We start from the raw sequence: 17,186 nt of genomic DNA on the forward strand, positions 1-17,186 counted from the left end.
CCACTGCCCGCATGTTGCGACAGATACATTCGCTCGTGGGCCTGATCAGCGCACTGCTGGTCATCATTATCGGCTTGACGGGGGCTGTGCTGTCGACCACTCCCGCGCTCGAGCGGCTTGCGACCAGCGTGCCGGCGGGCGTCAGCGTTGCCGAACTCGCGGGCCGGGTGGCGCGCCACTATCCGGGAGCCGAGCAGATCCAGCGCACGGCCTCAGGAACCATCATCGTCTACTACAGCGCCGGAGACATCTCGGGCGTGGACCGGGTCGACCCGTCCAGCGGCAAGGCGATCGCGCCTTATGCGCCACCGGCATACGCACGCTGGTTCAAGGAGTTGCACAGGTCACTATTCCTCGACACGGCAGGCAGCGCCGCTGTCGGCATCGCCGCCCTGCTGATGCTGCTGGTCTCAATCTCCGGCCTACTCCTGCTGGTCAAGCGGGTGGGCGGTTGGCGCCAGCTGGCACGTCCACTGCACGGCAATCGCAGCCAGCGCTGGCACGCCGCGGTGGCCCGTCTTGCGCTCGCAGGCCTGCTGTTCTCCGCCTTGACCGGCAGCTACATGTCGGCGGCGACCTTCGCCCTCATTGCCGATGGCAGCCAGGACGAACCCGATATCCCCGCCACCACGTCAGGCGGAGCGCCGCTGCCCGCTTCCCGCCTACCAGCCTTGCTGGCAACCAGGCTGGTCGATTTGCGCGAGCTTTCCTTTCCTCTTGCCGGTGACCGCAACGCCGTCTATACCTTGCGCACCCGGCAAGGCGACGCCTATGTCGACCAGTCCACCGGTGCGCTGCTTGCCTTCCGCGCTCACAGCAATGTCCGGGAAGCCTTTGAACTGATCTACCGGCTGCATACTGGCGAAGGCCTGTGGTGGCTGGGTCTGGCACTCGGTCTGAGTGCGCTCAGTGCGCCGTGGCTGGCGGTGACGGGCATTGCCGTATGGTGGCAGCGGCAGCGGGCCAAACCCCGCATCGCCAACAACTCCTCCCTGGGCTCGGCGGACACCGTGATCCTGGTGGGGAGCGAAAACAACAGTACCTGGGGCTTTGCTCGCGTGCTGCACGATGCCTTGCGACAGGCCGGACAACGCGTGCACACGGCGCCGATGAACCAGTTCTCATCGGGCCACGGCACCGCGCGCCAGTTGTTCATCCTGACGGCGACCTATGGCGATGGCGACGCCCCCGCTTCCGCCACGCACTTTCTGGCCAATTTGGCCTATATTGACCCCAACCAGGCGGCAAGTTACGCCGTGCTCGGTTTCGGCGACCGCCAGTTCCCCGCGTTCTGCCAGTTCGCGCAGGCGGTCGACGCGGCGATGGCGGCGCGCGGATGGCGCCGGTCGCTGGAACTGGCCCTGATCGACCGCCAGTCGGCCCAGGAATTCGCGCGCTGGGGGAGCCAGGTCGGCGCGCTGCTGGGCCATGAGCTCGTCCTCGACTATGCCCCGGCACATCCGCCCACGCACGCGCTGCAGTTGCGCGAACGTATCGCCTACGGCGAGGAAGAGCACGATCCCACCGTCGTGCTGCGCTTTATAGCCGCCCCGCCGCCGGCCAGCGCCGGTTGGCTGAAAAGCCGGCTTGCCCCCCATCGACTGCCCCGCTTTGAGGCGGGCGACCTGGCTGGCGTCATGGCGCCCGGCAGTTCCATGCCGCGCTTTTATTCGCTGGCGAGCGGATCGGGTGACGGCGTGCTGGAAATTTGCGTGCGCAAGCAACCTGGGGGCGTGTGTTCGAGCTACCTGTACCACTTGCTGCCGGGTGACCGCATCGAGGCCTTTATCCAGCCCAATCCGCAATTTCGTCCGGCCCTGGGCGAGGCGCCCATCATCCTGATCGGAGCCGGTACCGGGATCGGGCCGCTTGCCGGTTTTATACGTAACAATACGGGCAAGCATCCGATGTACCTGTACTGGGGTGGGCGCCATCCCGACTCCGATTTTCTGTATGAGCCCGAACTGCGCAACTACCTGGCCGACCGCAGGCTGACGCAGCTGCACACGGCCTTCTCAAGAGTCGAGAATGGCGTCCACGTGCAGACCCGGCTGATGGACGACGCTGAACATATGCGCCGCCTGATCGCCGACGATGGCCAGGTGCTCGTCTGCGGCAGCCACGCCATGGCCGCCAGCGTCAGGCAGGCCATGGACCAGATACTTGCGCCGCTCAAGCTCGATGTGGCGGCGCTGCGGGAAAAAGGAAGGTATCGTGAAGACGTCTTCTGAACAGGCGCTGCGGCGCTACAGCCTGAATGGCGAAACCATGGGCAGCCGCTATACGGCCGTATTCTATGCGGCCGGACAACCGGACCTGGCCGCCATCGGCGCCAGCCTGTTTGCCGCCGTCGACAGGGTTGACCGGCAGATGTCGACCTGGAATGTCGCCTCGGACCTGTGCCGCCTGAACGCGGCGCCGGAAAACACCTGGCTTGCTGTGCCGCGGGAGCTTGCGCAGGTGCTCGCTGCGGGGCTGCTGGTCAGTCGCGAATCGGGCGGCGCCTTCGACATGGCGGTTGGCCAGCTGGTGGAGGACTGGGGATTCGGTCCGTCGCAATGCGCGCCATCGCCGCAGATCGCGGCCCGGCATGGCAAAACGTACTGCCCCGCCGCCGAGGCATTGGACGTGGATCTGGCGGCTCTGCAGGTGCGCAAGCGCGCGCCGCTGACGCTCGACCTGTCGGGCATCGCCAAGGGTTTTGGCGTCGACCAGTTGGCGCATTGCCTCGATGGCTGGTCCATCGCCAGCTATCTGGTCGGTATCGACGGCGAAATGCGCGCGCGCTCGACCAGACCCGATGGCCAGGCCTGGAGCGTGGCGATAGAAAAGCCGACATATGGCATCCGCGAAATCGGTGGCGTGATGGAATTGCACGACATGGCCATCGCCACCTCGGGCGACTATCGCCGCTGGGTCGACATCGACGGAACGCGCCATGCGCACACCATGCATCCGGCCTTGCGTCAACCGGTATCGAACCGTCTCGCGGCCGTGAGCGTGCTGACTCCCAGCTGCATGCTGGCCGATGCCTGGGCCACGGCGTTCATGGTCTTGGGCGACGTCGACGGTGTCGCGCTGGCCAGGAAACGCGGCATGGACGTGCTGTTCGTCCTGCGTCACGGCGCCTTGCTCGAGGAAATTCTGATCATCGATGGGAAGGTGGCCTGAGCTGCTTGGCCGTGCCTCAATGCGCCAGCGCCACGCCGCGCAGCCATCGCCATGTCGCCAGCCCCCACTTGACGCACTCGAACCAGGCGACGCCGAGCACGGCGACCAGCGCGCACTGCATCAGCAGCGCCATGTCCGGGAGCGCGAAGGCAAACAGCTCGCGAATGGGCGCCACGCCCATCACCAGCAACAGCAACAGCGAAGCCGCCAGGCTGATCCAGGCGAACGCCCGGTTCGACTTCAGCCCCCTCTTCCATGACGGCTGGCTCCATTGGCGGTTGACATAGATCAGTCCCAGGTTCGACAGCACGAGGCTGAGGAAGGTCGTCGCGCGCGCCACCTCGTCGGAATGGCCCCCCCACCGCACCAGCACGTGGAAGCCGACCAGCATGGCCAACAGCCCTGCCCCCTGCAGCAAGCCGCGCAGCAGTATTTCACGGTCGAACAAATGCATGTCCGGCCTCCTGGGTTTGCTCGCCATGGCATCGGCTTCGATCGGTTCGGCCTCGAACACGATCGAGCAGGCCGGGTCGATCACCATTTGCAAAAACAGTATGTGCACTGGCATCAAGAGCAAGGGCCAGCCCAGCAGCACCGGCAGGATGGACAGGCCAACGATGGGCACATGCACGGCGACGATGAAGACGATGGCCTTGCGCAGGTTGGCAAACAGGCGCCGGCCGTGTTGCACCGCCAGCAGCAGCGAGGAAAAATCATCCTTGAGCAATACCAGCGCTGCCGCCTCGCGCGCGACATCGGTGCCGCGGGCGCCCATGGCCACGCCGATGTTGGCTGCCTTCAATGCGGGCGCGTCGTTGACGCCGTCACCGGTCATGGCGACGATATCGCCACGGCTGCGAAAAGCTTGCACCAGGCGCAACTTCTGCTCTGGAGCGATGCGGCAAAAGACGTCGGTATCGGCCAGCCGCGCCCGTAGCGCCGTGTCGTCCAGCGCGGCCAGGTCCGTGCCGGACATCAAGCCGCTGGCCATGCCGGCGATACCGGCCTGCCGCGCAATCGCCAGTGCCGTGGCGGGATGGTCGCCCGTGATCATCACCACGCGTATGCCCGCCGCGTGACATTGCGCCACCGCATCGGGCACTTCGGGGCGCACCGGGTCGTGCATGCCAAGCAGGCCCAGGAATTCAAACTCAAAGACATGCTGGTTGTCAGGCAGGGGCGGTGCGGCAAAAGTTGCGCTGGCGACGCCGATCACGCGCAAACCGCCGTTTGCCATGGCCAGCACCTGCGCCGCGATGGCAGCGGCGCGCGCCGGCGCCAGATGGCAGAGATCGATGATGGCCTCGGGCGCGCCCTTCGCCGCCACCAGGAACTCGGAACGGTCCGGCGATTGCCACACCCGCGACATGGCCAGCATTTGCCGCGACAGCGGATAATCGTCGATCAGTTGCCAGTCGGCATGCAGGTGCTCCGTATTGGCCAGCAAGCGGGCACCTGTCTGGCTGATGGCCGACTCCATCGGGTCGAACGCGCGCCGATGGCTGGCCAGGACGGCATATTCGAGCAAGCCGTGCAGTTCTTCCCGCAAGGCCCCGGCGGGATTGCCCTGACAGTCATGGGCGCACTGCTCCGACCACAGCCGAGCCACGTCCATGCGGTTGGCCGTCAGCGTGCCCGTCTTGTCGACGCACAGCACCGTCGTCGCACCCAGCAATTCTATCGCGGGTATGCTGCGCGCCAGTATGCTTTCGCGCCCCAGGCGCCAGGCCCCCAGGCCCAGGAAAAGCGTCAGTATCACAGGCAATTCTTCAGGCAGGATCGCCATGGCCAGCGTGAGACCTGCCAGCAGTCCTTGCAGAGCGTCGCCGCGCAGCCACCAATAGGCCAATGCCAGGCCGGCGGCGAGACACAAGCCGCCAATGGCGACATTCCTGACGACGCGGCGTGTTTCCAATTGTATCGGGGTCAGCTCGCTCCCCATGGTGGCAAGCGAGGCGCCTATACGACCGAGCGCACTATGGGGGCCGGTGGCAACCACCAGGCCGCTCGCCGTGCCTTGCGTGATCAGGGTACCGGAATACACCAGGCAGTCCGGACTGCCGCCCGTCTCGTCGGAGCCATGCTTGATGACCGGCACGGACTCGCCCGTCAGCATGGACTCATCGGCCGTCAAGTTCGATGTACTGAGCAGTTCGATATCGGCGGGCACTCGGTCGCCCTCGGCAAGCAGCACCAGGTCTCCCAGCACCAGCTCCCTGCCAGCGATGCGCTCCTGCTTCCCATTGCGTATCACCAGGGCGCGTGGACAGGAGAGGTCGCTTAGCGCATGTAGCGAGCGTTCCGTGCGCCGGCGCTGAAAAAAGGTGATGCCCATGACGATGCAAACAAAGCCCAGCAGCATAAGCGCTTCATTGCGATCGCCCAGCAGCAGATAGATGATGCCGCAGGCGACCAGTAGCAGGAACATCGGCTCGGAAGCGACATCGAGCAGCAAGCGCCCGGCACTCAAGGGTCGCGAGGCGGGCAAGGCATTCGGCCCATTTTCCAGCAACCGCTGTGCGGCCTGCGCGGCTGTCAGCCCTTCACTGCCCTGCGGCTCCGACATGGCACCCATCCTTTTCCTGAGAGGCAAATCGTCGTAGCGGTCATGATGAGGTGCTTGCTTGAGGCGGCGATTCGAGCGTTGTGCAATTGCCTAGCTGCAATTCCCAATAGCCCACATCTATCCAGCGATCAAACTTGCGACCTACCCGCTTGAACAGGGCCACATTTTCAAACCCCAGGCGCGTGTGCAAAGCCACGCTGGCGTCATTGGGCAGCGCGATGCCGCCAATGACCACCTGCAACTGGCGTCGGCGCAATTCGTCAATGAGGGCGCGATACAGCTGGCGGCCGATGCCCCGGCCCACGCACTCGCGCGCCACGTACAACGTGGATTCGACCGAAAAACGGTAGGCGCTGCGGATCCGCCAGGGCGTTGCGTAGGCGTACCCCAGCAGTTGGCCTTCATGTTCAAAAACGAACCACGGCAACTGTTCCCCGACCGTGAGAATACGCCGCGCCATTTCCTGCACATCGACCATTTGCTCTTCAAAGGTGATGGTGGTGGCGGTGACGTAATGGTTGTAGATGGAGGCAATGGCCACGGCGTCTGAGCTGTTGGCGTATCGAATCATGAGTAAAGACCGTCTCGACTGGATTGCAGGAAATGGCGCCGCCATCGCTGACTTGACTGCCACTGAGTGCCACTAAGTTCCACTGAGTGCCATTCTAGCAATAATTGCGCTGCATCGGCGCATTCAAGGCGCATTGCGCTGCGACGGGTCGCGCAGGAACACCGGCGACTGGCCCGTCACGCCGGCACGGTCACCCTCGCGCTTGGCGGCCACCACCCACCACAGCAACTGCGGGAAGATGCGCTCCATGTAAGAGGTCCAGCGGGTGCCGTCCACCTCCGCGGAAAAGCTGCCATCACCGCCACCGCGTTGACCGGTACTATCACCGCCGCATACTCGACAAAGCCGATGTTGAAGTAGTCGGCCGACACGATATTGACCAGGTTCGACACCACCAGTGGCAGGCTGGCCGTGTCGGCGATGAAGCCGGCCGCCATCACGAAGGCCAATGTCGCCTTGGCTGAAAACTTCAGTTCCAGCAACATGGCGATCACGATGGGCGTCAGTATCAGCGCCGCGCCATCGTTGGCGAACAGCGCAGCGACGGCGGCGCCCAGCAGGACCAGCAAGACAAACAGCTGGCGGCCGCTGCCGCCACCCCAGCGCGCCACGTGCAGTGCGGCCCACTCGAAAAAGCCGGCCTTGTCGAGCAGCAGGCTGATGATGACGGCGATAGACGTGCCGGTGGCCTTCCAGACGGTGTGCCAGACGACGGGAATGCCCGACAACTGGATGACGCCAGCGAGCAGCGCGCCGCCCGCGCCGATGGCCGTGCTCCAGCCGATGCCGAGCCCGCGCGGCTGCCAGATGAGCAGTACCAGCGTGGCCAGGAAAATCAGGAAAGCGGCCAGCATACGAGTGTCTTCATTCTTGCGCCCGCCCCCACGGCATGGCCGGAAACGTCCACGCCCTCGTGGCGATGAAGCACAGGGCCCAGGCAGGCAGCCCCGGCCGGATGACCATGAGTGGCTTCCGCCAGCATGGAGCGGCAAGAGTTGCCAGTACACGGAACGTTCGTGAGTTTTCGAGAAAGAGTGAAAAGTAAGGCCTGCCGTGGTCTGCGGGCATGCCGCTGCGCTCGCCGGCTAGACGGCGCTTTGCCCGATGGCTTTGATCTCGTGCTGGATCGCATTTTTTTCGAGCATCTCCAGCGGCAGGCTGACAAAAACATTTATCCGGCTCATGATCTGGCGAAATACCTTGTGGAATACCGCGCGCTTCTCTACGTCCGTGCCGGTAGCCGCAGCCGGGTCTTCGAAACCCCAGTGCGCCGACATTGGATGGCCAGGCCAGTACGGGCAGACCTCGCCGGCGGCGTTGTCGCACACGGTAATGACGAAATCCATGTGCGGCGCGTCCGCGGTACCGAATTCATCCCAGTTCTTGCTGCGTAGTTTGTCGAGCGGATAGCCGGTCGCCTCAATTTGTTCGATGGCGAACGGGTTGACGCTGCCGCCCGGGTGGCTGCCGGCCGAAAAGCCGCGGAAGCGGCCTTTTCCCATGGTAGAGACGAGCGCCTCTGCCATCACGCTACGGGCTGAGTTGCCGGTGCAGAGAAACAACACGTTGTACACTTTTTCGGTCATGACGACTCCTTCAATCACTGCGGTGGGTGGATGTTCGAAATAATGGATTGTCTGGATTGGTTTTCATGTGGTCTCCATCTATTTCATTATTCTATAATTATAGAATAATCGAATAATAGAATGAATGTAAACCTGTTTCTATAAGTATAAAGTCCCTGACAAGGCTCCGATGGCAGACGCATCCGCTTGTTCAATGTGATCGACGACTACAGCCGTGAGGGGTGCGGCATCGAGCTTGATGTCTCATTTCCGTCGGAACGCGTTATTCGGTCCCCGGACAGTATCATCGAATGGCATGGCAAACCTCGAGTGATCCGCTGCGCTAACGGTCCGAAGTACATCAGTGCTGACACTTGCCTAGGTGTCCAGGCGCAAGTGAGTTAATACATTGATGTAGATCAATCAATTTTCGAACTGTCTGCAGCAGAATGTGATCATTCGCAAGTCTATGTTGACCAGACTATGACCGGGCGCCCGGATGGCGCAACACGACACGTGCCCTGCCAGGCGCCCTGCTCCACGCATGACCAACTTCAAAAGGAATAACATGACACCCACTACCATGAAAGCCGCTGTTGTCGAGCAACTGGGCCAGCCGCTGGTGCTGCGCGACGTACCCGTGCCGGTGCCCGGCCCCGGCCAGATCCTCGTCAAGACGGAAGCGTGCGGCGTTTGCCATACGGATTTGCATGCGGCGCGCGGGGACTGGCCCGTCAAGCCGACGCCGCCGTTCATTCCCGGCCACGAAGGCATCGGCCTGGTGGTGGCCGTGGGCACGGGCGTGACGGAAGTGCAGCTGGGCGACCGGGTCGGCGTGCCCTGGCTGTACTCGGCGTGCGGCCATTGCGAACATTGCCTGGCAGCCTGGGAGACCGTGTGCGCCGAGGCGCAGTTTGGCGGCTACACCAAGAATGGTGGCTTCGCCGAGTACATCCTGGCCGATCCGCGCTACGTCGCGCACATTCCGGCAGGTCTTTCCGCCGTGCAAGCGGCGCCCATCATCTGCGCCGGCGTGACCAGTTACAAAGGCATCAAGGAAACGGGCGCGCGGCCGGGTCAGTGGCTGGCCGTGTCCGGCATCGGCGGACTGGGCCACCTGGCCATCGAATATGCGGTGGCCATGGGCTTGCGCGTGGCGGCCGTCGATATCGATGAAGGCAAACTCGAGCACGCGCGCGCCCTGGGCGCCGAAGTGACCATCAATGCGCGCCAGGGCGACCCCGTCGCGGCCTTGCGCGAAGCGACCGGGGGCGGCGCCCACGGCGTGCTGATCACGGCGCCGTCGATTGATGCCTTCCAGCAAGGCGTGGCGATGACGCGCAAGCGCGGCACCTGCGTATTGGTCGGCTTGCCGCCGGGCGACTTCCCGACGCCGCTGTTCGACGTCGTCGCCAACTGCGTGACGATACGCGGTTCCTTCGTGGGCACGCGCCAGGACATGGCCGAGGCGCTCGCCTTCGCCGCCACCGGCAAGGTCAAGGCCGGCATCGAATTGCAGCCGCTGTCGGCCATCAACGAGATCTTCAGTCGCCTGGAACATGGCAAGGTGGCCTCGCGCGTGGTGATCGATTTCAGCGGCAATTGAGTCACAACTGAGCAGCGCCGGTGTGTCGTGCGACGGCAATGAAATGCATGTTGCTATAATTGCATATCATAAAGGACACACCGATGAAATCCTCTTTCTCTTGCTTGGTGGCCTGCGCCGCCTTCATCTTCTCCGCACCCGCCAGCGCGGCCGAGCCGGCCGCGTCTTCCTTGGCCGGACACTATTACCTGCAAGGCGTCATGGAAGTGGGCTCCGAACTGCTGCTGAAAAAGGATGGCAAGTTCGAATGGATGCTCAGTTATGGCAATACCGACGAGCAAGCCAGCGGCGAGTGGCGCGTGGCCGGCGATCTGGTGACCCTGGTGGCGGGCAACGGCGGCAAGGAGCCGCAGTTTCGCGTGTTCGAGGAAGCGGAAATGCGCATCCAGAAACCCGCCGAAGCGGGCCTGTGGGTGGCCATCGTCGGCTACCCTAAAGTGGGGCCGATGGCCGGCGTGGAAGTGAAATTCGAAGCGCAAAGCGGCAAGACGGCCACGGCCGTCAGCGTGGCCAACGGCGACGCCATCGTCCGCATGCCGGCGTCGGAACGCTGGGTGCGCGCCGGCTTGCGCCGCCAGGGCTCGAAGGCCGACTATCAATGGCTGCCCGTGCCGGCCGCGCGCGCGCAGCAGCGCATCGCCGCGTTCGCCGTCACCGATCCACAGTGGTTGAGCAGCCAGGCATTCCAGAAGCTGGCCTTGCGCGTCGTCAAGGGCGGCCTGAAAGTCGACGATGCGGACAACGGACTGGCCAGGGGCCTGTACGCGAAACCGTCATCGAAGCAATAACCTTCTCTCCACGTTCTATTCTCCAGGCACGCAGTCCTGGTCAAGCATATTGACCAGGACGACGCTGTTTGCCCACGCGCATGCCCGTGCGCCGTTGACACCCCGCACTGTCTGTCCTATAGTCCCCGGGTTGACGATAAATGAGAATGAGAATCATGTTCAGTTCTATTAAGAAATGGCTCGTATGCTATCCGCTCGTGGCCGCCAGCTTGTTGCTGGCCGGCGGCGCGCAAGCGCAAGCGCCCGACCAGGGCGCCGGTGCCAAGCAGTTGTGGCAATTGATCGATTACGTTGCCGTCGATTACAGCGGCGCCGTCGAGCACGGCAAGGTGGTCAGCGAGGCGGAATACGCGGAAATGCTCGATTTCACGGACAACGCGACGACGCAAATCGCCGCCCTGCCCGCCCACGCCTCGCAGCCGGCCATCGCCGCCGCCATCGCCGACTTGCGCAAAGCCGTCGTCTCCAAGGCGGACGGCGCGCAAGTCAAGCGCCTGGCGCACCATGCGAATGGCTTGCTGATCGCCGCCTACCCGATCCCCGTGGCGCCGAAAGCGCTGCCCAACCTGGCGCGCGGCGCGGCCCTGTATGCGGCCCAGTGCGCCTCTTGCCACGGCGTGGCCGGCGGCGGCGATGGTCCGCTGGCGGCCAGCCTGGAACCGAAACCGATCGCCTTCACGGATGGCGAACGGGCGCAGTCGCGCAGCCTGATGGCGCTGTACCAGGTCATCTCGCAAGGCGTGTCCGGCACCTCGATGGCCAGTTTCGGCCAACTGTCCGACAACGAGCGCTGGGACCTGGCTTTCTATATTGGCGGCATGTCGCACGACGCGGCGGCAAGCGCGCACGGCGAAAAGCTGTGGCAGGACGATCCACGCAGCAAAAAGCTGTACGCGGACCTGGCTGCCGTGACGACCCTGACGCAGGAAGCGGTCGCCGCCAAGCTGGGCGCGGAAGAGGCGCAAGCGCTGACGGCCTATTTGCGCAGCCATCCTGGCAAGGCCGAGGCGCACAAGCCGGCCGGCCTGGCCCTGTCGCGCTTGCGCCTGGCGGAAAGCCTGGCCGCCATGCACGCGGGCGACCGCGCGGGCGCCACGCGCCTGGGCCTGTCGGCCTACCTGGACGGCTTCGAGCCGATCGAGCCGATGGTTGGCGCGCGCAACAAATCCCTGCTGCTGGCCGTGGAAAACGCCATGTTGGCTTACCGTTCCGCCGTGGCCAAGGGCACGGTGGCCGAGGCCGAAGCGGCGGGCGACAAGCTGCAGCAATTGTTTACCCACGTGGAAGCGGAACTGGGCGACGCCAAGGCCGAGCCGATGACGACCTTTGTCGGCGCCCTGACGATCCTGCTGCGCGAAGGCGTGGAAGCGCTGCTGATCGTGATCGGCATCATCGCCTTCCTGCGCAAGGCCAAGCGCAACGATGTGCTGCCTTACGTGCATGCGGGCTGGGCCAGCGCGCTGGTGGCGGGCGGCTTGACGTGGGTGGCGGCAACGTATCTGGTGACCATCAGCGGCGCCAGCCGTGAAGTGAGCGAAGGGCTCGGTTCCGTGTTCGCGGCCCTGGTCCTGCTCAGCGTGGGCTTGTGGATGCACCAGAAGAGCAGCGCCGGACGCTGGCAGGAATACCTGCACGAGAAACTTACGGCGGCCATGTCGCGGCGCTCCGCCTGGGGCCTGTTCGCCCTGGCCTTCATCGCCGTCTACCGTGAAGTCTTTGAAACCGTGCTGTTCTATTCCGCCCTGGCGGCGGACGGCAATGGCGGCGCCCTGCTGGGCGGCTTCCTGGTGGCCATCGTGCTGCTGGTGGTGATCGCCTGGGCCTTGCTGCGCACCAGCGCCCGCATGCCGATCGGCAAATTCTTCTCGTGGACGTCCGCCTTCGTGGCCGTGCTGGCAGTCATTCTGATGGGCAAAGGCGTGGCCGCGCTGCAGGAAGCGGGCTGGGTCGGCGTCACTCCCGTCGATTTCATGCGCGTCGACCTGCTGGGCATCCTGCCAACGCTGGAAACCTTGCTGGCGCAGGCGGCCATCGTGGCCATCATCGTCGCCGGCTACGGCTGGAACCGCGTTACCGCAGGCAAGCGCAAGCTGGCTTGATTTTGACGCTCGATTCCTGAGACGCGCCGGCACGGGCGTTACCGCCCGGAAAGGCTGACAGCCCCCAATAGCCGCAGGCAGCTATTGGGGGCTGTCACATTGCGGCGGCTATTCGCGCAATTTTCCCTGACGGCTGGCGTACGCCTGGCACTTTTTCCGGTGATGAAGACATGAAGCTATTTTTCAGTACGTGACAATTGAATAGTAATATTTCCAAATATTTAACTATATTCGGTATTGCAGAGATTATACCGGCCGCCCGAACATGGGCCGCATGAAAAGAAGCCTATCGATTGAACGCACCACCAACGAAAGCTTATTGATGAAAACCACACGCGCAACAACATGGTCGCTGGGTCTGATTATGGCAGGCGCCCTGCTATCGTCCCATTCCTACGCGGCGAAAATCCCCGACTGCGGCAAAAGGGAACCGAGCAAAACCCTGCCCACACCAAAAAATAGCGAATACGACGCCTACCGCAATGCAAAGGCGAGCGCGGTGGCCGGCGGCGCGGGCAATACCGTATTCAACAACAATGAAGGCCGGCTTCCCGCCGTCGGCAAGGATGAGGTCTATTATGAATATTATCTGGGGATCGGCGGCGATGGCGGTGCGGGCTCGCATCGTGCCGTCTTGCTCGTGCAGACTCCCGTGGGCAAACGCAAGTTGGTGGAGCGCTACTATACGCAGGATCACTATGCTTCCTTCTGCAGCCTGAAGAACTAGTCTGTTCAAACTCCAGCAGAGCAAAAGCCCGAGGTTACGACGGCAAATCGCGCGCAGCCACATAGGCTTGCGCGCCCGACGCCAGAGTCACGCGCCCGCGCCGGTAGACGGCCACCTCGTAGGCGTCCGCCTGGCGCAATTCCTCAAGCGTCACAGCCAGCACGGCGCCCGGCACGCCATCCGTTCGCGCGAGGACCGGTCCTGCGCGATTTTGAAAATTGATATATGATGACCATCATGCAGAACTCACCCAATAAGTCAGCGGCCAAAATCACGGCGCAAAGCCGCAAGGAAGCCAGCCACGAACGCATCGTCGAGGTGGCCACGCGCGCCATCCGCCGCAGCGGCTATGCGGGCACGGGCGTGGCAGACATCATGAAGGAAGCGGGCCTGACGCACGGCGGCTTTTACGCACACTTCGCCTCGCGCGACGCGCTGCTGGCCGAAGCGGGCGACCGCGCCGGCGCCGAATCGGTGGCGCTGGCGGCCAGGGTGGCGGCCGCCGCCCCGCCCGGCCAGGCGCTGCAGGCCATGGTGGCCGCCTACCTGTCGCCCGAACACATCGCCGCCATCGAGGTGGGCTGCCCCGTGTCGGCGCTGGGTTCGGAAATGCCGCGCCAGGCGCCCGAGGTGCGGCGCGCCGCCACCATCCACATCAAGGAAATGATCGACCTGTTCGCGCGCCAGTTGCCGAACTGGGGCCAGCCGGAAGCGCACGCGCAAGCCATGGCGACGGTGTGCGCCCTGATCGGCACGACCATCCTCGCGCGCGCCGTCGACGAGCCAGCCCTGTCGGACGCGCTGTGCGCGGCCACCCTGGCGCAGTTGCAGGCGCCCGGCTAATGCACCGCCCGTGGCCTTGATACGTCCCGGGCTTTTTTTTCAACATGAATATGATTATCGTCATATTTTATATCCCAAGCTGTCAACCACTGAAGGAACTGCCATGAAAAACAAGCAAATTGCCCTGGTCACCGGCGCCTCGTCCGGCATCGGCGCGGCCACGGCCCGGCGTCTGGCGCAAGCGGGCTACACGGTGTACGGCACCAGCCGCCGCGGCGAGCAGGCGGCCGGACACGGCCATGCGATGCTGGCGCTCGACGTCACCAGCGATGCGTCCGTCGCGGCGGCAGTGGCCGAAGTGATGCGGGGCGAAGGCCGCATCGACCTGCTGGTGAATAACGCCGGGTTTGGCGTGGCGCCGGCGGGTGCCGAGGAAAGCAGCGTGGCGCAGGCGCAAGCCATCTTCGACACGAATTTCTTCGGCGTCGTGCGCATGACGCAAGCCGTGCTGCCGCATATGCGGGCCCAGGGCGGCGGGCGTATCCTTAATATCGGTTCCGTCGTGGGCTTCCTGCCCATGCCCTATGGCGCGCTGTATTCGGCCACCAAGCATGCCATCGAGGGCTACACGGAATCGCTCGACCATGAAGTGCGCGGCTGGGGCATCCGCGCCAGCGTGATCGAGCCGGCCTATACGAAAACCACGTTCGAAGCCAATCTGCTGGCGCCCGACGCCCCGCTGCCCGCCTACCAGCAAGTGCGCGCGGCCGTCACGCGCCGGCTGCAGGAACTGATGGCCGGCGCCGATGACCCTGGCGTCGTGGCCGACACGGTCCTGGCGGCCGCGCAGGCGCGCCAGCCGACATTGCGCTACACGGCCGGGCCGCTGGCGGCGCGCTTGCGCCTGATGCGCCGTTTCATGCCCGCCCCGCTGATGGACGCCGGCTTGCGCAAGGACCTGCGCCTGGCCTGAGCCCCGGCGTCCTTTTCAGCTATCAGGGAGAACTTCATGCAAGTATTGCAACTCAAACGCTACGGCGGCCCCGATCACGTCGCGTTCGGCGAACTGCCCCGCCCCGCGCCCGGCCCCGGCGAACTGCTGGTGCGGGTGCACGCCGTTGGCCTCAATCCCATCGACAACCTGATTCCCAAAGGCGACTTCAAGCCGATTTTAAAAATGCGCTTGCCGGCCACCCTGGGCAGCGACCTGGCCGGCGTGGTGGTGGAAGTCGGCAGCGGCGTCACGCGCTTCGAGGTGGGCGATGCAGTGTATGCGAGCATTTTCGACACGCCGCATGGCAGCCTGGCCGAATTTGCCGTCGTGCCCGAACTGGCGGCCGCACTGAAACCGGCCAATCTCGATTTCGTGCAGGCGGCCTCGATTCCCATGGTGGGCTTGACGGCATGGCAAGCCATGCACGAGCGCATGCACCTGCAGCCTGACCAGAAAGTGTTCATCCCGGCCGGTTCCGGCGGCATCGGCACGTTTGCCATCCAGCTGGCCAGGCACCTGGGCGCCCGCGTGGGCAGCACCACCAGCACGGCAAACGTGGAACTGGTGCGCAGCCTGGGCGCCGAGGAAGTGATCGACTACAAGACACAGCCATTCGAGGAGGTGCTGCGCGATTACGACGCCGTGCTGGGCACGGTGCGCGGCGACGGACTGGAAAAAGCCTTGCGCATCGTCAAGCCTGGCAGCCGCATCGTCTCGCTGGTCGGCCCGCCGGACGCCGCCTTTGCCCGTGCGCGCGGCATGAACGTGGTGCTGAAGCTGGTGTTTGGTTTGCTCAGCCGCAAGATCATCGGCCTGGCGAAGCGGCGCGGCGCCAGCTATGCCTTCCACTTCGTGCGTCCCGACGGCGGCCAGCTGGCGCAGATCGCCGGCCTGCTTGAAGCGGGCAGCATCCACCCCGTCATCGACCAGGTATTTCCCTTCGCTCAAGCGAAACAGGCGCTGGCCTACCTGGCGCAGGGGCGCGCACGCGGCAAGGTGGTGGTGCGGATGCCCGTGGCTTGAGCCGTCCTTGAACTGCTTTGCGCGCCGTGACTATGTGTGAGTTTTGCCTTGGTAATTTCGGCCATACTCGTTGTCAACCCCATACCTCTTGATAATGATCAAACTGAATCAAGGTAGTTCATGCGCACTTTCCCGCAATGCTGCTGGCTCGCTATCACCCTCGCGGCCGGCATCGGCCACGCCGCCGAACCGGGCGTCACCGAGACGCAAGTCCGGCTGGGCATGGTCAATGCCCAGACCGGGGCGGCGTCGGGGCTGGGGCGGGCCATGCTCGACGGCGCCACGGCCGTGTTCCAGGAGGCGAACCAGCGCGGCGGCATCCATGGCCGCAGCATCGAGCTGGTGGTCGCGGACGACGGCTACGATCCGGACCGCGCCATCAGCGAAACGCTCAGGCTGGTCGAGGACAAACAGGTGTTCGCCCTGTTCGGCAACGTGGGCACGCCCACCACCAACGCCGTCATACCGATCGTCCAGGAAATGAAGGTGCCGCTGGTGGGGGCGTTTACGGGCGCGATGACCTTGCGCCGTCCCGTGGTGCATGAAATCATCAACTTCCGCGCCAGTTATGACGATGAGTCCGATGCCCTGGTGCAGTATTTCGCCAGCCGGGGCGTCCAGCGCTTTGGCGTGCTGTACCAGGACGATGGTTTCGGCAATGCCGTGCTCGACGGCACCGTGCGCGCCCTGCAGCGGCGCGGCATGGAGCTCGTCGCCAAGGGCTCTTTCCAGCGCGGCACCACGGCCGTCAAGGCGGGATTGGCGGCCCTGATCGGACACGACTTGCAAGCGGTGATCATGGCCGGCCCCTACACGCCGGTGGCCGCGTTCATGCGCGAGGCAAGGCAGGCCGGGCTGACGGCGGCCCTGGCCACGGTGTCCTTTGTCGGCACCGACAGCCTGCTGCAACTGCTGGGCACGCAAGGCAACAACCTCGTCATTTCGCAGGTGGTGCCGTTGCCGGAAGACCGCCAGCTGCCCATCGCCGCCGAGTGCGCCACGCTGCTGGCCAGGCACGTGCCGGCGGCCACGCTGTCTTTCGTCAGTTTCGAAGGTTGCATCTCGGCCACCCTGATGGTGGCGGCGCTGCGCCGCGCGGGCGCCGACCTCACGCGCGAGCGCCTGATCCGCAGCTTCGAGACGTTCGACCGGCTCGATCTGGGCGGCTTGCGGGTGACGCTGGGCCCCGACAATCACCAGGCGTCGACGGCCGTTTTCCTGACCGGCATCGCCGAGGGCAGGATCGTTCCCGTCGCCCCGGGGCCTGGCGCGAAGTGATGCGCGTCCCCCTAC

Annotated in this window: 14 protein-coding genes and 2 pseudogenes; 11 read left to right on the forward strand and 5 right to left on the reverse strand. The window is 64.5% G+C overall.

Going from position 1 to position 17,186, the window contains the following annotated elements; all coding sequences use genetic code 11:
- The first annotated feature begins 11 nt into the window (after positions 1 to 11).
- Together GCN78_RS08130 and GCN78_RS08135 are read left to right on the forward strand one after the other, a co-directional pair.
- Positions 12 to 2,231 carry a PepSY domain-containing protein gene (locus GCN78_RS08130; protein WP_152251257.1) on the forward strand — a complete coding sequence of 740 codons (2,220 nt, stop codon included), beginning with the start codon at positions 12 to 14 and terminating at the stop codon, positions 2,229 to 2,231.
- Entirely contained in the window at positions 2,215 to 3,171 is a 957-nt protein-coding gene (locus GCN78_RS08135; protein WP_226939527.1) for an FAD:protein FMN transferase, read from the forward strand. The genes GCN78_RS08130 and GCN78_RS08135 overlap by 17 nt, the downstream gene beginning before the upstream one ends.
- Positions 3,172 to 3,187: 16 nt before the next feature.
- Here GCN78_RS08135 and GCN78_RS08140 read toward each other — a convergent pair whose 3' ends face one another.
- The 4 genes and pseudogenes from GCN78_RS08140 to GCN78_RS08155 form a co-directional block, all read right to left on the reverse strand.
- Positions 3,188 to 5,737 (reverse strand): cation-translocating P-type ATPase, encoded by a 2,550-nt coding sequence (locus GCN78_RS08140; protein ID WP_226939528.1) that lies wholly within the window; start codon positions 5,735 to 5,737, stop codon positions 3,188 to 3,190.
- 40 nt (positions 5,738 to 5,777) lie between these two features.
- Positions 5,778 to 6,308, reverse strand: a complete 531-nt coding sequence (locus tag GCN78_RS08145) for an arsinothricin resistance N-acetyltransferase ArsN1 family B (protein ID WP_152251258.1) — start codon at positions 6,306 to 6,308, stop codon at positions 5,778 to 5,780.
- Positions 6,309 to 6,598: 290 nt separating this feature from the next.
- Positions 6,599 to 7,162: pseudogene (locus GCN78_RS08150) on the reverse strand (ArsB/NhaD family transporter); the annotation flags it as partial.
- Between the two features lie 231 nt (positions 7,163 to 7,393).
- On the reverse strand, positions 7,394 to 7,894 hold the full coding sequence (locus GCN78_RS08155; protein ID WP_152251259.1) for an arsenate reductase ArsC: 501 nt from the start codon (positions 7,892 to 7,894) through the stop codon (positions 7,394 to 7,396).
- A gap of 159 nt (positions 7,895 to 8,053) precedes the next feature.
- Here GCN78_RS08155 and GCN78_RS08160 point away from each other — a divergent pair.
- The 5 genes and pseudogenes from GCN78_RS08160 to GCN78_RS08180 all read left to right on the forward strand — a co-directional run.
- Positions 8,054 to 8,242, forward strand: a pseudogene (locus tag GCN78_RS08160) (IS3 family transposase); the annotation flags it as partial.
- A gap of 199 nt (positions 8,243 to 8,441) precedes the next feature.
- Positions 8,442 to 9,479 (forward strand): zinc-dependent alcohol dehydrogenase, encoded by a 1,038-nt coding sequence (locus GCN78_RS08165; RefSeq protein WP_226939529.1) that lies wholly within the window; start codon positions 8,442 to 8,444, stop codon positions 9,477 to 9,479.
- An 83-nt stretch (positions 9,480 to 9,562) separates the two neighbouring features.
- On the forward strand, positions 9,563 to 10,267 hold the full coding sequence (locus GCN78_RS08170) for a hypothetical protein (RefSeq protein WP_152251260.1): 705 nt from the start codon (positions 9,563 to 9,565) through the stop codon (positions 10,265 to 10,267).
- Between the two features lie 155 nt (positions 10,268 to 10,422).
- Entirely contained in the window at positions 10,423 to 12,366 is a 1,944-nt protein-coding gene (locus GCN78_RS08175) for a cytochrome c/FTR1 family iron permease (protein WP_152251261.1), read from the forward strand.
- 322 nt (positions 12,367 to 12,688) lie between these two features.
- Positions 12,689 to 13,093: a ribonuclease domain-containing protein gene (locus GCN78_RS08180; protein WP_193316658.1), complete on the forward strand. Its 405-nt coding sequence runs from the start codon at positions 12,689 to 12,691 to the stop codon at positions 13,091 to 13,093.
- 34 nt (positions 13,094 to 13,127) lie between these two features.
- Here the strand turns inward: GCN78_RS08180 and GCN78_RS29890 are convergent, their stop codons facing one another.
- Complete coding sequence (locus tag GCN78_RS29890; protein ID WP_264372681.1) at positions 13,128 to 13,256, reverse strand: hypothetical protein; 129 nt, start codon at positions 13,254 to 13,256, stop codon at positions 13,128 to 13,130.
- 62 nt (positions 13,257 to 13,318) lie between these two features.
- Here GCN78_RS29890 and GCN78_RS08185 point away from each other — a divergent pair, with 62 nt between their 5' ends.
- The 4 genes from GCN78_RS08185 (at position 13,319) to GCN78_RS08200 (ending at position 17,171) form a co-directional block, all read left to right on the forward strand.
- Entirely contained in the window at positions 13,319 to 13,936 is a 618-nt protein-coding gene (locus GCN78_RS08185; protein WP_152251263.1) for a TetR/AcrR family transcriptional regulator, read from the forward strand.
- Between the two features lie 103 nt (positions 13,937 to 14,039).
- Positions 14,040 to 14,849, forward strand: coding sequence for an oxidoreductase (locus tag GCN78_RS08190; RefSeq protein WP_152251264.1), 810 nt, complete (start codon positions 14,040 to 14,042; stop codon positions 14,847 to 14,849).
- 36 nt (positions 14,850 to 14,885) lie between these two features.
- Positions 14,886 to 15,893 carry an NADP-dependent oxidoreductase gene (locus tag GCN78_RS08195; protein ID WP_152251265.1) on the forward strand — a complete coding sequence of 336 codons (1,008 nt, stop codon included), beginning with the start codon at positions 14,886 to 14,888 and terminating at the stop codon, positions 15,891 to 15,893.
- A 120-nt stretch (positions 15,894 to 16,013) separates the two neighbouring features.
- A complete protein-coding gene (locus tag GCN78_RS08200; protein WP_152251266.1) occupies positions 16,014 to 17,171 on the forward strand; it encodes an ABC transporter substrate-binding protein in 1,158 nt (385 codons plus the stop codon).
- Positions 17,172 to 17,186 lie beyond the last annotated feature (15 nt).

The sequence above is a fragment of the Janthinobacterium rivuli genome, from assembly GCF_009208735.1.
GTDB lineage: Bacteria > Pseudomonadota > Gammaproteobacteria > Burkholderiales > Burkholderiaceae_D > Janthinobacterium.